Consider the following 13,788-nt stretch of genomic DNA (forward strand, 5'->3'; position numbering starts at 1 on the left):
TGACCATATGAATCGGCAACAGGATGAACAAGTCCAGCCTGGACGAGGAGCAAGTGTAATGGAGCCAACGCACGATGAAAAACTCCACCCAGCTACGCCTGATCGACCTGCCAATACTGCTCCTGCTCCGGTTTCACCTGCACTGGACGTCGTTGATGTTCATGTATCATTCCGTGAACGGCGCAGCAAGCTACCGGTTCTGAACGGCCTGTCCCTGACTGTGGAGCAAGGCGAGTTTGTCGCTATCGTTGGTCCATCCGGCTGTGGCAAAAGCACCCTGTTCCATATCATCGGCGGTCTGCTGAAGCCACAGGAAGGCCAAGTGCTTATGAACGGTCAGAATGTAACGGGACAGCGTGGCAAGATTAGTTATATGCCGCAACAGCCCGCTCTTTTCCCTTGGCGTACCATTGAAGATAATGTACTGCTTGCTGGTGAAGTAGCCTCAAGTGCACCCCCTCGGGCCGAAGCACTTTCAGAGGCTCGAAAGTGGTTAAGCAGCGTGGGTCTTGCCGGGTTCGAGCAGGCATACCCTCATATGCTGTCGGGCGGAATGCAGCAGCGTGCTGCATTTTTGCGCGCCCTGCTCAGTCCGCAGGAACTCATGCTGCTGGACGAACCTTTCAGCGCGCTGGATGCACTGACACGTAGCGACATGCAGCGCTGGCTGCTCGATATCTGGGAACAGAACCGCCGCTCGGTGCTGTTCATCACCCATAATATCGAAGAAGCATTGCTGCTAGCGGATCGGGTCTATGTGTTATCCAACCGACCTGCAACGGTGTTGCACGAGGTACATGTTCCTTTTGATCGCCCAAGACGAGAAGAAATTACGGAGGAATCCGCTTTTCTGGAGCGTAAACGGCAGATTGCACAGTGGATGAGAGAAGAACAGCAGAAAGCCCGCCTATCATAATAGTGCGGGTTTTTAAGTTATTATTTTCCTTTAATGGGTGATCCATCACAAGAAATTCTGCGTAACATAGTTAGAATATAAATGACCACAAGGAGGAATTCCCTCGTGCATTCTCAAGCTTTTGCACCATTAATTGATGCTCATATTCACTTCGATCAGTATACCCCTGACAAACAACGCGAGATGCTGTTATCTTTCCCGTCTCAGCAAGTCGAGGCAGTCATTGCTGTGTCCATGAATCTCGCTTCTGCCCAGGCCAATCTGGAGCTTGCAAAACAACATCCACGCACCATCTATCCAGCCTTCGGTTTCCATCCGGAACAGGAACTGCCGCCCGTTGCAGAAATGGACCTGTTCTTCCAATGGATTAAGAAGCATATGGGACAAGCCATAGCCATAGGAGAAGTCGGTCTTCCCTATTACAACCGTCTGGAAGCGGAACAGGCAGGGCAGCGCTTCGATCAGAGCGGGTATATCAAGTTGCTTGAACGTTTCATCCAACTTGCCAAAAAGCATAACAAACCACTTGTCCTTCATGCGGTATACGAAGATGCGGATATCGTCTGTGATCTGCTGGAGCAATATCAATTCCGACGTGCTCATTTCCACTGGTTCAAAGGATCTCGCCAAACCATAAGGCGTATGGCAGACAACGGCTATTTCATCTCTTTCACGCCGGATATTCGGTATGAAGAAGAGATTCGTGAACTCGCCCGGCAATATCCATCAGAACAAGTGATGGCCGAGACCGACGGACCTTGGCCCTTCGAAGGGCCATTTCAGGGACGAATGACACACCCGGCCATGACCAGACAGGTCGTCCAGGCATGGAGTGAAATCACTGGCATGGGAACCGAGCGGGCCGCCCGTCTCTTTTATCAGAACACAAAGCGTTTCTATGGTTTAACTTGATTACAATCTGATAGCAGCAAGCACACTCGCTTGTCCTGCCAGCACAGCACAAAGAAGCCAGTCGGCTTCGCCCCGACTGACTTCTAGTCTACTATTATATATCAGTTGAACTAAATTTTTACACAGGAACGTAGAGGACAGAAATAACCTGAGGAAGCAGAGCGGTCGCCTTTATCACTAGATTTTCACCTTCACAAAAATTGGATCAAAAAATCTGGGGATAACAGCGATCGGAAGGTTGTTCTGTCATCGGAGTGGCAAGTGTAACTACCTTCAGTTCAACTTAACGCTTCAAGAATCCTTTGCCTTCCAGGAACGGTCTCACTTGCAACCTTGTCGGCTCAGTCAGGCGCTTCGCCATCAGTTCGGACCATGGGGTCGTTCGTTCACCGTTAGTCCGTTCTTTCATGTACGCCGTCGTTGTCTCATCATACTGCTCAACACCTTTGATGCTCTGCTCAGCATTATAACGATTATGATGCAGGACTGCATCCAGTGGCAGACGCGGGCGAATTCCCGTTTCCTGATCTGCAACACCAATACACATGCCATACACCGGAAATACCCCTTCCGGCAATCCCAATAACTCAGCTACTTCCTCAATCCGGGTACGAAGCCCGCCGATATATACGATTCCGAAACCGAGTGACTCTGCCGCAAGAGCGGCATTCTGGGAAGCCAGTGCAGCATCAATCGTGGCTACCATGAAATTCTCCGTCGAATCGGCATACGACTCTTTCTCGGGAAGATGGCGTTTCGCAGCATCACTCAGTCGATACAGATCGGCACACCATACAAGAAAGACCGGACATTCATTGACGTAAGCTTGATTGCCTGCCAATTCAGCAAGCTTGGCTTTCTGCTCTATGTCAGTCACAGCAATCACGGTATATGCTTGCACACTACTTGAAGAGGAAGCCATCTGCCCTGCCGCTACGATGGCTGCAAGCTGCTCTTCACTCACCGGGTCTGACTTGAATTTGCGTACAGAGCGGTGTTTCATCATCAACTCAATGGTTTCATTCATGGCTGTTCACTCCCAATCCTCGAAGTACGAACTCAATCGTCTGCTTAGCAAGCTCGTCTGTATTCATATCCTGATAATCAAAACCAAAGCGTGAATTCTTAGCCCGTTTGTGTGCCAAAGCCACACCCATAACCTGAAGCATCGCATAGGATACGGACTCGATCTGGAACAATCCCTGGTCTTTTCCTTCTTGCAGCAGATCCCTCACTCGGGTCCAGACGGGGTCCAGAAAACGAAATACGGTAGCTGTGCGATGTGTGCGCAGTGTAATTTCCAGCTGTACAATATCGCTCATCTCCCTGTCCGTCATCGTGAACTTCACAACTTCACCAATAATTCGTCGGATACCTTCCACAGGCGAGGACATTGACTCTTCCGCCAGCGAGTTCATCATATGCCCAGGGAAAAAATGCTCAAATAATGCTTCGAACACCTTTTCTTTTCCCCCAAAATGATAAGACACCAACGACACATTGGCACCTGCCTCATCACATATTTGACGAACACTCGTCCCGTCATACCCTTGCTGTGCAAAAAGCTTCTTGGCTGCAAGCAATATCCTCGTTTTGATATCCAACTCCGGTTCCGTCATTCCGTCCCGCTCCCTCTTGTCCGTTCATCTCATTCGCTCCAGCTCAAGGACTGCAGCCAGCGAATCATCTGTCTATTATATTACACCAAGCACCCCGATGAAAATCATCGGGGTGCTTGTCCTATCCTATGATGCAATGGAATACATCTGCTGTATTAGTTGTTCGCTTGAGCCGGACTTGGAGCCATAGCTGGCATACGTTGTTTTTTCAACAACGTCACGACCAGTGACAACGCAACGGCAACCAACAGCACAATCACGATAGAGCCCGCAGCAGACTGAACTCCTGGGCCTCCCAACTGCACGCTCAGAATACCCTGAACGGCGTATGTTGCAGGCAGGTACTGCCCAATGCCGCTATAGAAGCTGTTCAGCAATTCACGCGGTACCATTGCGCCGGAAGATACCAGTTGCAAGGACAGTGAGATGATGTTGAACAGACTTCCTGCTGGTCCGAAGCAGATCAGGAAGAACTGGGAGAAGAACATAAACGTGCACAGGAAGAGCGCCTGGAACAACCAGAATGCAACGAATCCTTGTGCAATCTGTCCTCCCAGCGCCACGATCAGCGATGATCCCAGCAAGGAAACAACCAATGCAGAACCCACATTAATGACTACTCTCGCGCCAAACAAAGTCAATCGGGAATAGGTAGATGACAGCATACCCATGGCTGTCTGGAGGTTCATCCCCATGATCATGGCACCTACATAGGAAGCCAGTACCATCATCATCGGCACCATCTGATTATTCATCCCGTTAACCGGGTTGATAGACGTTGTCGTTCCTTCCACTCGGGTAGTCAGATTTGTAGCGGCTTCAGCAGCCTGATCGGCAGGCGCACCTGAAGCGGTTAACACCGTCTGTACTCCTTGTGCTGTAGCTTGTTTGTTAATCGTGTTTGTCACACTTTGTGATACACCTTGCATCATGCTTTTAATCGTAACCGGGTTCGCTTCATTAATGGTGTATTTAATCTCAGCGGTTGAGCCAGCCGTCTGAAGCAATTCGTTAAACCCAGCCGGGATATCCAGCACCATGTGTACTTGGTGATGATTCAGCTGGTCCAACGCTTCAGCCGCACTCAGATTGGATACGGTATGGAAAGGCAGTGTTCCTGCGAGCGAATCTGCGATTCCTTTGGACATTTCTCCGTCCTCGTTCACAATCGCAACCGTCAATTCTTTCGCACGGTCATTTACTCCAGAATATGCGGTCATCCAGATCACGCTAAAGATCACTTGGAACATAAGTGCTGTTACAATCCCTACAATCACTGGCGGTTTTTTAAACAATGTACGTAAAGCCTGTAACATAAAAGGTGTCCTCCATTACTCAAATAGTTCTAATTTGATTTAAACAGTTGTTTGAATCAAACGATCGTTTAAATTTTATGTGAATATGTCCATATTGTCAACTCATTTTTTGAAAAATTCAGAAAACGTAAGCTCTATTCATGAATACAATTGATCCATTTTCACAAAAAAGCATTATGCTTTCCTTTCCGTAGAAAAGAACATCTATACCAACGATTTAGGCTTACTTTCTGGCGACTCAATTATATTTTTCTCACCAAAAAACACGGTCCGCCGCAGCGAACCGCGTATTTATTCATCCTCACTTCATTAACAATGAGGCGTTGAATATATCTCCAAACAAAGGTCGGTCAGTCATTTCTCTTCAGCTTCATGCGTTGCAGACGTAGGGAATTCAGTACAACCGACACGGAGCTGAACGCCATCGCCGCCCCTGCCAGCCATGGAGCCAAGAAGCCAACTGCCGCAATGGGAATACCAATAACGTTATATCCGAGTGCCCAGAACAGGTTTTGTTTGATGTTACCCATCGTGCGCCGGCTCATCTCAATCGCATCTGCAATGCTGTTCAGATCACCACGCATCAACGTAATATCCGCCGCTTCCATCGCTACATCCGTTCCTGTTCCGATGGCCATCCCAATATCCGCTGTAGCGAGTGCCGGAGCATCATTAATGCCGTCACCTACCATCGCAACTTTCAGGCCACTCTCCTGAAGTTTCTTCACTTCCGCAGCTTTACCCTCCGGCAGAACCTCAGCCAGAACTTTACCGATGCCTGCCTGTTCTGCTACAGCGCGAGCTGTTCGCTCATTGTCTCCCGTGATCATGATGACATCAATCCCCATCGCCTGAAGTCGACCAATGGCTTCTCGAGAGGTATCCTTGATGGTGTCAGCCACAGCCACAATCCCTGCCCACTGACCATCCACCGCTACCAGCATCGCTGTACGCCCTTGTTCCTCCAGACGGTTCATCTGCTGAACGGTTGCCTCAGAGACATTCACCTGTGCATCTGCAAGCAAACGACGCGTGCCGACCAGAATTTCCAGCCCCTTTGCTGAAGCTCGCACGCCGTATCCCGGTATGTTCTCAAAATTCTCTGTTGGGGGTAGCTCCAGACCCTTGGCATGAATACCTGCAACAATCGCCTCTGCCAGCGGATGCTCGGAACTCTGTTCGGCCGCTCCCACTTGCTCAAGCAGATCAGATTCCGTCCAATTCGGAGCCGTGATAACATCCGTAAGGACCGGTTTACCTTGGGTTACTGTACCTGTTTTGTCGAGCACCACGGTCTGAATCTGTTGTGCCGACTCCAGATGTTCGCCGCCCTTGAACAAAATGCCATATTCAGCCGCACGTCCTGATCCAGCCATGACAGAGGTCGGCGTTGCCAGCCCCAGTGCACATGGACAGGCAATGACAAGCACGGCAATCGCTTTTTCAAGGGAACCAGCGAAGTCACCCGGACTTGCAAACAGATACCAGATCAAGAATGTCAGCGCGGCAATGCCAACGACAATTGGAACAAATATGCCTGAAATGACATCTGCAATCCGCTGGATTGGTGCTTTGGAACCCTGAGCTTGCTCGACTACTTTGATGATTTGAGACAAAGCCGTGTCCGAGCCCACTCGGGTCGCACGCAGCCGTAATACCCCGTTTTTGTTCAGCGTAGCACCTGTAACGGCATCTCCCGGTTTTTTATCTACGGGAAGACTCTCTCCACTAAGCATGGATTCATCTACTGAGGATTGCCCTTCTTCAACGATACCATCCACCGGGATGCTATCCCCCGGCTTGACCAGGATCAGATCACCCACCGCAACATATGCGGCCGGAACCATAACTTCCTGTCCGTCCCGGATGACACGAGCTTCACGTGGAGCCAGTTCAATCAGGCTTTTGATTGCCTGTGAAGAGCGACCTTTCGCGACAGCTTCGAACCATTTTCCCAGTAAAATTAACGTAATCAGAATTGCACTTGTCTCATAATAGAGTTCTACCGAAGGCATGGCGGCTGTGCTCGTTCCCATTGCCCCATGATCCATCGTTGCAGAAGGCAAGTACCCACTGGATAACGTCAGATAGAGACTGTAGAAAAACGCTGCACTGGTACCCAATGCGACGAGAACGTCCATATTGGCACTGCGGTTACGTAGGGCTTTGTATGCCCCCACATAGAATTGCCATCCAATCACGAACTGTACTGGCGTTGCCAGAATCAGCTGGAACCAAGGGTTCATGAACAGATCTGGGACATAGATTCCGGATGTGAACGAGAAATGCCCCACCATTGCCCACAGCAAAGGAATCGATAACAACGCAGATATCATCCATTTCCACTTTTTGCGTTGCAGCTCACGTTCACGAACCGATGTGGTCTCTTCTTGTGTCAATTGCAGTTCAGCACCGTAGCCCATCTGCTTGATCTTGGCGGTAATATCCGAAGGTTTCAATGCACCAGCGGCATATTCGATATGTCCTGTTTCCAGCGCCAGATTCACATTCGCCTGAGATACCCCCGGTAGTCGGGAAAGACCTTTTTCAATCCGGGCAGAACAGGCGGCACACGTCATACCGGTGATGTTCAGATCAACCGATTCGGACACCGTCCCGTAGCCAAGTGCCTCTACTTTATCCCGCAACGCGTTCACGTTGGTTGTCTTCGGATCATAAGAAACGGTTGCCTGTTCGATGGCAAGGTTCACGTTGGCCTGATGCACCCCTTCCATGCGGGACAAGCCCTTCTCCACTCGTGTCGAACATGCAGCACACGTCATCCCCGTGATGTGAAGTGTTGCCTTCAGTCCTGGTGCTTCTGCCATAGGTGGCATTGGTGTGGGTTCGGATGATCTATCCATTGGTTTATTCGTTGAGTTATCCATCATTTCAGCTCCTTTCATGTCAATTCAATTTTTTATATGTTGCACCCAACATACCCCCAAGGGGTATATATCAGACAGAAAATTAGGCTTAAACCTGACTCTTGGAAAAAGGCACTCTGACCTCTTTGTGCCCATGAGCATGTGCGGTTTAAGCCTGTGATCCCGTTAGACTACATCGTATCCCTGATCTTCAATCGCAGCTTTGATCTGATCCACGTTCACTTTCTGCTCATCATATTCCACCGCTACTGTTCCCGCTGCCAGATCAACCTTACCACTCGCACCGGTATTCTTCACAGCCTCTTCAACCGACTTCACACAGTGATTGCAAGACATTCCCGTAACGTTCAATGTAACATTAGACATTCTAAATTCCTCCTTGGGGTATATTAAAATGATAAATTAAATAGGTGAATTGATATAACTTACTTCATTAACTTCCGCATCGTAACCAGCAGTTCATCCACAACCTCATGTTCACCAGCCTGAATACGCTCAACGATACAGCTCTTCATATGACCTTCAAGTAAAAGTTTGCCTACTGAATTAAGAGCAGACTGAGCCGCCGCAATCTGCGTCAGCACATCATCACAGTACGTATCTTTCTCGATCAATCCCTTGATCCCGCGAATCTGACCTTCCACACGGTTCAAACGAGAAACCAGGTTACTCTTCATCTCCTGCGAATGGTGACTCTTGCGCACATGCTTCCCATCACTGCCCTCGGCATGACAGGATACCGCTTCTTGAACTGTAACCGAAGCTTCCGTTGAATCTGAAATGGAGGATTGCATAGGTTCCTCGGGATGGCTCTGATGTTCCATCTGAACACCCCTTTTCTTTCGTTCTTTTCTAAGAGTAACATACCCCATGGGGGTATTCAAGAGTATTCTGATATTTTGATAAAAATGGATGAATCCTTCCTAAGTAAATAGAGCATGAGCCAACTCAGCTGCTTCAAATGACATCTCTTTCTGAATAGTTATGATCCGGGCACGGGTACTTATTTTCCGATCAAGCTCCTCATTACTATCTGAAGCAGTACATGACTGATCCACCCATTTTAACCACTCAGGAACTTCCCACATACTTCTAGCTGCAACTGCGACACAGTATCCATATCTTGCAAGTCTTTCATCGCCTATCCACCCTGCTGTCCGAAGTCCGTGCACGTAGCGATCGAACACTTCCTCTTTAGCTGCAAATATGTCCTCTGCTGCAATATGCCCAAAACTTGCGTTAACCCCAAACAGCTTCCCTAATTCTTCACCAACGCCAGAAATACTCATGAATTGCCAATCGATGAGAGTAAGTACGCTATCGTCCAGACGTTCTGATGGCAAAAATATATTGCCTTGCGCCAGATCCTGATGAGATAGAACTCGTGGCAATGGGTCTAGTGAATTTATAACCTTTTCCATCTGCCCACTATATTGGTTGAACCACTGCCAGATCGAATGGGCCTGCTCCTGTATACTTCCTGCAATGGCATACCTCTCGGAACCACCTACGCCAATATGCCTTCCTCTAGCTCCAGTATCATCATCACCAAATCCACTTTCCAATTTAGGCTCTTGAATTGAAGGGGCATACTGACGACACCCGCTAACCCAGGATTTGAGCCAATACGGACAGATCCATTCTTGTTGGGGTTGTGAAGTTCCCGTGAGATAAGCTCCGTGAAATTCACCAAGGCATTCCGCAATCCAACCCCAATCGTCCAGAGACCAGACATGATCACACTTCGATTGACCAGACACATCTTCCATCCACAACCCAATGGTTTGATCCGGTCTATCCTGTATAGCGAAACAACGTGGAGCTATGATACGCCCTGGTAAATGATCGAGTAGCCCTGATGAGAATATCTCTGCTTCTCTTTTCCAATAGTTATGGTATGTAACATCTTCCTTCTCTGCTGAGTCCGGTTTAATGCATTTCAAAATAAGTGACCATGACAGCGATGCTCCAACTACGGTAGCCGTTCCACGAATTCGATAAATACCTGATGTGGTGAAATTAAGTAGCCCTGGATTGATGCTTTCAACTTCCCAACATTGTATTACTGTGTCAGGCTCCTCCAACAGTTTTTGCACACTGCGAACAAGATATTCCACATCCTCAGTAGATTGCAGAATGCTATTCTGGCCCAGTTGTTCTTTTTCATTAATGCTTCTCATCCCCTTCATGCACCTCCCTCCCCTCCATGCCCATGTTCCTATCACTCTACTGGTCCCGCCTTACAAGGTATACTCCATCCTGCTGCTGCGGACGACCAGACCCATCTGTTCATAGAAAGCCTGTGCCCCAGAGTTAAAAGTCGACACGGACAATTCCACGCTGTCTGCCTGAAGCTCTCTCCCTAGCTCGATGAATGCTTGTAGTAACTGTTTGCCTGTTCCTTGGCCCCGATGCTTGGTATCTACTACAAGTTCATGGATGTATAACATCTTGCGGTCCACCATTAATGGGTTATCTTGAATAATACTTAACTGCGCACTCCCGTAACCCAGAATCAAGCCCGTTTCCAAAGACTCGGCAACATACAGGTACCGCTTGTCCGTTTCCAGCAGTTCGGTAAACTCCTTTTCCTCCATTCTGGTCTCTAACGCTCTGTATATATCCGGGCGCGCCTCAACATGCATCTGGTGTAGCTCATCCATCAGTAATGACACGCCAGAGTAATCCCTCATTTCTGCCTTTCTGATGTTAATCGTCCCAGTACTCATCCTCATCACTCTTTCATCACATGGATTTTACATTATTATACAACCAAAAAGCAGATACCATCAGGGTACCTGCTTCGCTAAATTTATCTTCATTCCATCAAGCCCATGTGATGCTCATTGTTTATTTTTTCGAAGAAGCATTTCCTTCATTAAAAGCAACAGGTGATGGCTTCGCTGCCCATTCGTCCGCCTGCGGCTCAATGTCGACTCCGCTTAAAATTTTCTTTTTCTCCATCAAGGAATCCCCGTCTTCATCCAGCTTGTTGCGAATTTCCGCCTCGTCCTGAGGTTGATTGTTCTGTGTCATCATAGAGTCCTCCCTTTTTTCGTATTCATGTTGATGTTCCTTTATATAACGTGCCCATTTTCTGCATTATCATTCTCTTTGAGGATCAGGCCGTCCCCCAAGTTATGTGTTATTTGAATTAAACATTAACTTTATTAAGCTAAATCCATCTCTAAACCCTTGCTCGTACATTACTGACTCTGCTGTACCCTGAAGAAGGGTTATTACATTACAATAGTCCAAAAATAAAGCCATCCCCTCTGGCTTAACATATTCACATAGCTCCATAAACAAACGATCACTTTCTTGACTCAATCTTTTATATTCTTTTGAATTATAAATCACAAGATTTCCGATACTCTCCATACGAAGAGCTTTGAACTGGTTAAATATTTCTCCGAAGTCCTCCATGTTCCCCTCCAAAAAAGTGACGTCACTATGAATATAAATATTAGAGTGACATCACTTAGATGTCAATATGATTGTATATTGAATTATTTTGTAATGATACAATATGAACATTACTTTTTGAGGAGATTTTATTTCATGGCTACAGATAAAAGAGTCTTTACACTTAGGCTGCGAGAAAAGAATTTTGAGAAAATTAAAGTGATTGCGGACAAAAACAAACGATCTATTGCAATGCAAATTGAGTATCTTATTGAACAACATATTGAAGAATTTGAGAAAGAACAAGGTGTTATTTCCCCAGATACACATAATGACGTATAGATTTTGCGCCCTTAGTACATGCGCATCATCCATACGTCATTTTTCATGATGTATCATGTTCCCCGTTAATCGAAATCAACCTGTTTATCCAAAATGATTTCCTCTACTTTGTATTCCATCTCCGGTATTGAGGGAATCAAGGAGAATCGAACGTTTTCCAGAGAAGAAGGAAGAGCAGGAACCACTCGGAAACTAATTTGCGTCTCCCCACCTCCTCCACGACTGCCATGTCTCATAGTGATATGTCTCTGTTCGCTGAATATTTCCAGAGCCAAATGTGGAACCATTTGTATACGCTCAGCTTCATTCCCCTTATATTGAATCTCCACAAATACAAGGCTTTCGCCTTCATATTGCATCGAATGCGTGATCATATACTCACACGAATCTTTGATCATTTTCTTCATAATCGGCACCACACTCGTCAATTGAAGAGGTTCACTTGGAAAGTAGTGTCTTTGCGGCATCGGTTGCACGCTACGGAGAACATATCGGATATCTTCCTCCTTCATATCCAGTAAGCTCACCCATTCATCGATGGTATTTTGAGGAGGTTGGTATTGGACTGCTCCGGTTATGTCCTTTCTGGCTGCAACCAGTTTCAAAAGTTGCTCATCAATCCGCTGTACCTCATCGCTGTATTCATTAGGAATTTCACGTAATTCACTCCAGCCCATATCTAATCACTCTCCTAATTTAATGACATGCCATGCAAATACAATTCGCTACTGTACCTGCATCCCCTCTTCTTTTTCAGTTTATTTAAAAAGGCGCCATTTAACTATAAACGGAAAACTTATAAGGAAAGGACGCCCCTTGGGTCATATTCATGACCTTACGGGACGCCCTTTTTATATTGTCCACCTCAAATGGACATCATCTACTGTTTTGCTTGTAACAATGAGCAAAAATGTATACTTGCCTTAACCAACCTACGCCTGATCCTTACGAGCAAGCGCAACTAGCGCGCGTAGCGCTGCATTAATCTCGCGCTCCACCGCTTGTCCAACCGCATCTGTATGCGGATCATACTCGGCTGCCAGGTCGCTGTCCGCGAATCCATCGATCGCGACAATCGCTCCGGCGCGAGCGCCACGCAAGGTGCTGACGATATAGAGCGCCGCAATTTCCATCTCGGCCGCAAGTGCTCCAGCCTGCTTGTATTTGCGGTGTGGAATCTCTTCCACGCCTGCAAAGAACGCATCCAGCGTTACGGTGATACCAACGCCCACTTTGCCCGCAAAGGTTGCAGCGTCCGCGCTTTCTTGCTCACGAGCGGCTTCGATCAACGCTTGTGTCACCCCAATGTCCGCTACCGCTGGGAAACCATCCGGTACCAGTTGGCGAGTCAACCCGTCCGTACGAACAGCGGCTGTACTCACAATCACACTGCCTGCCGGATAATCAGCTGTATACGATCCCGCTGTACCAACACGAATCAGAGTCGTTACACCCGCGCGAATCAATTCCTCGAAGCAGACAGCTGCTCCAGGTGAACCTACACCATGGCTGACCACAGCGATCTGTACCCCTTCATACAATCCAACAAATGTACGATACTCCCGACTGAACGCCAGTTCTCTCGCCTGCTCCAGCTTACGAGAAATCTTCTCCGCACGTGCCGGATCACCACAGACGATGGCATATGCCGGTATGTCTTCCGAATGAATCTGCAAAATAGGCATCAACATATCAATCAAACTCCTTCTTCGTCCACTCGTCTTCCGGAATCGGCAGATCTTCACCCGAGAAGCGTTGTTCCTTGAACGGATCGGCAAAATGGTGGAAACCATTCACTTCCCAGAATCCGTTACGGTCTTCTGTCATAAACTCCAGACCACGTATCCACTTGGCACTCTTCCAGAAGTAAAGTTGTGGCACAACCATACGCAGCGGAAAACCATGCTTGGGTGTTAGTGGCTCACCGTTATATTTGAATGCAAGCAATACATCATCATGCATCAATTCTTCAAGCGGTACATTTGTTTCATAATCATGATCGGCATGGATCATGACGTATTTGGCTTCCGGCTTAACTCCCAGAAGTTTCACAAAATCGGAGAAGCGAATACCTTCCCACGGCGTATCGAATTTCGACCAACGGGTAACACAGTGAATATCACTCACCGTGTTCACCTGAGGCATCGCCTGCAACTCAGCTAGGGAGAACACCTTCTCCTCTTCCACTTCGCCGAATACCTTCAGGTCCCAGGTGGACAGGTCATATTCCGGCACTTCCCCTTCATGCAGAATCGGGAATTTCTCAGTCAGCATCTGTCCTGGCGGCAGTCGATCTCCGTGATCGTTACCTGTTTTGGGTGCCGGGGTTTTACTTTTTTTCAAACGTTCAGCCTTGTTATGCAAGTGGAATTCCTCCTTCTTTTACTGTC

Annotated in this window: 16 protein-coding genes; 3 read left to right on the top strand and 13 right to left on the bottom strand. The window is 47.7% G+C overall.

Going from position 1 to position 13,788, the window contains the following annotated elements:
* Window positions 1-7 precede the first annotated feature (7 nt).
* Window positions 8-916 carry an ABC transporter ATP-binding protein gene (locus tag ACDJ59_RS23680; protein WP_413406247.1) on the top strand — a complete coding sequence of 303 codons (909 nt, stop codon included), beginning with the start codon at window positions 8-10 and terminating at the stop codon, window positions 914-916.
* A gap of 81 nt (window positions 917-997) precedes the next feature.
* Window positions 998-1,828: a TatD family hydrolase gene (locus tag ACDJ59_RS23685; RefSeq protein WP_413406249.1), complete on the top strand. Its 831-nt coding sequence runs from the start codon at window positions 998-1,000 to the stop codon at window positions 1,826-1,828.
* Between the two features lie 283 nt (window positions 1,829-2,111).
* Here ACDJ59_RS23685 and nfsA read toward each other — a convergent pair whose 3' ends face one another.
* The 10 genes from nfsA to ACDJ59_RS23735 all read right to left on the bottom strand — a co-directional run bounded on the left by nfsA (window position 2,112) and on the right by ACDJ59_RS23735 (window position 11,077).
* Entirely contained in the window at window positions 2,112-2,855 is a 744-nt protein-coding gene (gene nfsA / locus ACDJ59_RS23690; protein WP_413406251.1) for an oxygen-insensitive NADPH nitroreductase, read from the bottom strand.
* A complete protein-coding gene (locus ACDJ59_RS23695) occupies window positions 2,848-3,447 on the bottom strand; it encodes a TetR family transcriptional regulator (RefSeq protein ID WP_413406253.1) in 600 nt (199 codons plus the stop codon). The genes nfsA and ACDJ59_RS23695 overlap by 8 nt, the downstream gene beginning before the upstream one ends.
* Window positions 3,448-3,602: 155 nt before the next feature.
* A complete protein-coding gene (locus ACDJ59_RS23700; RefSeq protein WP_036673157.1) occupies window positions 3,603-4,763 on the bottom strand; it encodes a YhgE/Pip domain-containing protein in 1,161 nt (386 codons plus the stop codon).
* Between the two features lie 350 nt (window positions 4,764-5,113).
* Window positions 5,114-7,600, bottom strand: coding sequence for a heavy metal translocating P-type ATPase (locus tag ACDJ59_RS23705; RefSeq protein WP_413409902.1), 2,487 nt, complete (start codon window positions 7,598-7,600; stop codon window positions 5,114-5,116).
* Between the two features lie 216 nt (window positions 7,601-7,816).
* Window positions 7,817-8,017, bottom strand: a complete 201-nt coding sequence (locus tag ACDJ59_RS23710; RefSeq protein WP_036673156.1) for a copper ion binding protein — start codon at window positions 8,015-8,017, stop codon at window positions 7,817-7,819.
* A 59-nt stretch (window positions 8,018-8,076) separates the two neighbouring features.
* A complete protein-coding gene (locus tag ACDJ59_RS23715) occupies window positions 8,077-8,475 on the bottom strand; it encodes a metal-sensitive transcriptional regulator (RefSeq protein WP_237177576.1) in 399 nt (132 codons plus the stop codon).
* 99 nt (window positions 8,476-8,574) lie between these two features.
* Complete coding sequence (locus tag ACDJ59_RS23720; protein WP_413406257.1) at window positions 8,575-9,840, bottom strand: hypothetical protein; 1,266 nt, start codon at window positions 9,838-9,840, stop codon at window positions 8,575-8,577.
* A 51-nt stretch (window positions 9,841-9,891) separates the two neighbouring features.
* Entirely contained in the window at window positions 9,892-10,380 is a 489-nt protein-coding gene (locus tag ACDJ59_RS23725) for a GNAT family N-acetyltransferase (RefSeq protein ID WP_413406259.1), read from the bottom strand.
* A 121-nt stretch (window positions 10,381-10,501) separates the two neighbouring features.
* Window positions 10,502-10,687: a hypothetical protein gene (locus ACDJ59_RS23730; RefSeq protein ID WP_017691007.1), complete on the bottom strand. Its 186-nt coding sequence runs from the start codon at window positions 10,685-10,687 to the stop codon at window positions 10,502-10,504.
* Window positions 10,688-10,789: 102 nt separating this feature from the next.
* Window positions 10,790-11,077 (bottom strand): hypothetical protein, encoded by a 288-nt coding sequence (locus tag ACDJ59_RS23735; RefSeq protein ID WP_413406261.1) that lies wholly within the window; start codon window positions 11,075-11,077, stop codon window positions 10,790-10,792.
* A gap of 135 nt (window positions 11,078-11,212) precedes the next feature.
* Here ACDJ59_RS23735 and ACDJ59_RS23740 point away from each other — a divergent pair, with 135 nt between their 5' ends.
* Window positions 11,213-11,398 carry a hypothetical protein gene (locus ACDJ59_RS23740; protein ID WP_076329734.1) on the top strand — a complete coding sequence of 62 codons (186 nt, stop codon included), beginning with the start codon at window positions 11,213-11,215 and terminating at the stop codon, window positions 11,396-11,398.
* A 65-nt stretch (window positions 11,399-11,463) separates the two neighbouring features.
* On the opposite strand, the gene ACDJ59_RS23745 is transcribed toward ACDJ59_RS23740, so the two are convergent.
* The 3 genes from ACDJ59_RS23745 to ACDJ59_RS23755 form a co-directional block, all read right to left on the bottom strand.
* Window positions 11,464-12,075, bottom strand: a complete 612-nt coding sequence (locus tag ACDJ59_RS23745; RefSeq protein ID WP_341005890.1) for a hypothetical protein — start codon at window positions 12,073-12,075, stop codon at window positions 11,464-11,466.
* 255 nt (window positions 12,076-12,330) lie between these two features.
* The gene (locus ACDJ59_RS23750) at window positions 12,331-13,089 is read right to left on the bottom strand and encodes a nucleoside phosphorylase (RefSeq protein ID WP_413406264.1); all 759 of its coding nucleotides are present in this window, start codon (window positions 13,087-13,089) and stop codon (window positions 12,331-12,333) included.
* 1 nt (window position 13,090) lies between these two features.
* On the bottom strand, window positions 13,091-13,762 hold the full coding sequence (locus tag ACDJ59_RS23755; protein WP_017691010.1) for a sulfite oxidase-like oxidoreductase: 672 nt from the start codon (window positions 13,760-13,762) through the stop codon (window positions 13,091-13,093).
* Between the last annotated feature and the right edge of the window lie 26 nt (window positions 13,763-13,788).

The organism is Paenibacillus amylolyticus (genome assembly GCF_047302515.1).
In the GTDB taxonomy this organism is placed as follows: domain Bacteria; phylum Bacillota; class Bacilli; order Paenibacillales; family Paenibacillaceae; genus Paenibacillus; species Paenibacillus amylolyticus_G.

Excerpts from the sequence above, each read along its gene's own strand:
- ACDJ59_RS23680 (WP_413406247.1), top strand. The coding sequence starts at position 8 with ATGAATCGGCAACAGGATGAACAAGTCCAGCCTGGACGAGGAGCAAGT.
- ACDJ59_RS23685 (WP_413406249.1), top strand. The coding sequence starts at position 998 with ATGACCACAAGGAGGAATTCCCTCGTGCATTCTCAAGCTTTTGCACCA.
- nfsA (WP_413406251.1), bottom strand. The coding sequence starts at position 2,855 with ATGAATGAAACCATTGAGTTGATGATGAAACACCGCTCTGTACGCAAA.
- ACDJ59_RS23695 (WP_413406253.1), bottom strand. The coding sequence starts at position 3,447 with ATGACGGAACCGGAGTTGGATATCAAAACGAGGATATTGCTTGCAGCC.
- ACDJ59_RS23700 (WP_036673157.1), bottom strand. The coding sequence starts at position 4,763 with ATGTTACAGGCTTTACGTACATTGTTTAAAAAACCGCCAGTGATTGTA.
- ACDJ59_RS23705 (WP_413409902.1), bottom strand. The coding sequence starts at position 7,600 with ATGCCACCTATGGCAGAAGCACCAGGACTGAAGGCAACACTTCACATC.
- ACDJ59_RS23710 (WP_036673156.1), bottom strand. The coding sequence starts at position 8,017 with ATGTCTAATGTTACATTGAACGTTACGGGAATGTCTTGCAATCACTGT.
- ACDJ59_RS23715 (WP_237177576.1), bottom strand. The coding sequence starts at position 8,475 with ATGGAACATCAGAGCCATCCCGAGGAACCTATGCAATCCTCCATTTCA.
- ACDJ59_RS23720 (WP_413406257.1), bottom strand. The coding sequence starts at position 9,840 with ATGAAGGGGATGAGAAGCATTAATGAAAAAGAACAACTGGGCCAGAAT.
- ACDJ59_RS23725 (WP_413406259.1), bottom strand. The coding sequence starts at position 10,380 with ATGAGTACTGGGACGATTAACATCAGAAAGGCAGAAATGAGGGATTAC.
- ACDJ59_RS23730 (WP_017691007.1), bottom strand. The coding sequence starts at position 10,687 with ATGACACAGAACAATCAACCTCAGGACGAGGCGGAAATTCGCAACAAG.
- ACDJ59_RS23735 (WP_413406261.1), bottom strand. The coding sequence starts at position 11,077 with ATGGAGGACTTCGGAGAAATATTTAACCAGTTCAAAGCTCTTCGTATG.
- ACDJ59_RS23740 (WP_076329734.1), top strand. The coding sequence starts at position 11,213 with ATGGCTACAGATAAAAGAGTCTTTACACTTAGGCTGCGAGAAAAGAAT.
- ACDJ59_RS23745 (WP_341005890.1), bottom strand. The coding sequence starts at position 12,075 with ATGGGCTGGAGTGAATTACGTGAAATTCCTAATGAATACAGCGATGAG.
- ACDJ59_RS23750 (WP_413406264.1), bottom strand. The coding sequence starts at position 13,089 with ATGTTGATGCCTATTTTGCAGATTCATTCGGAAGACATACCGGCATAT.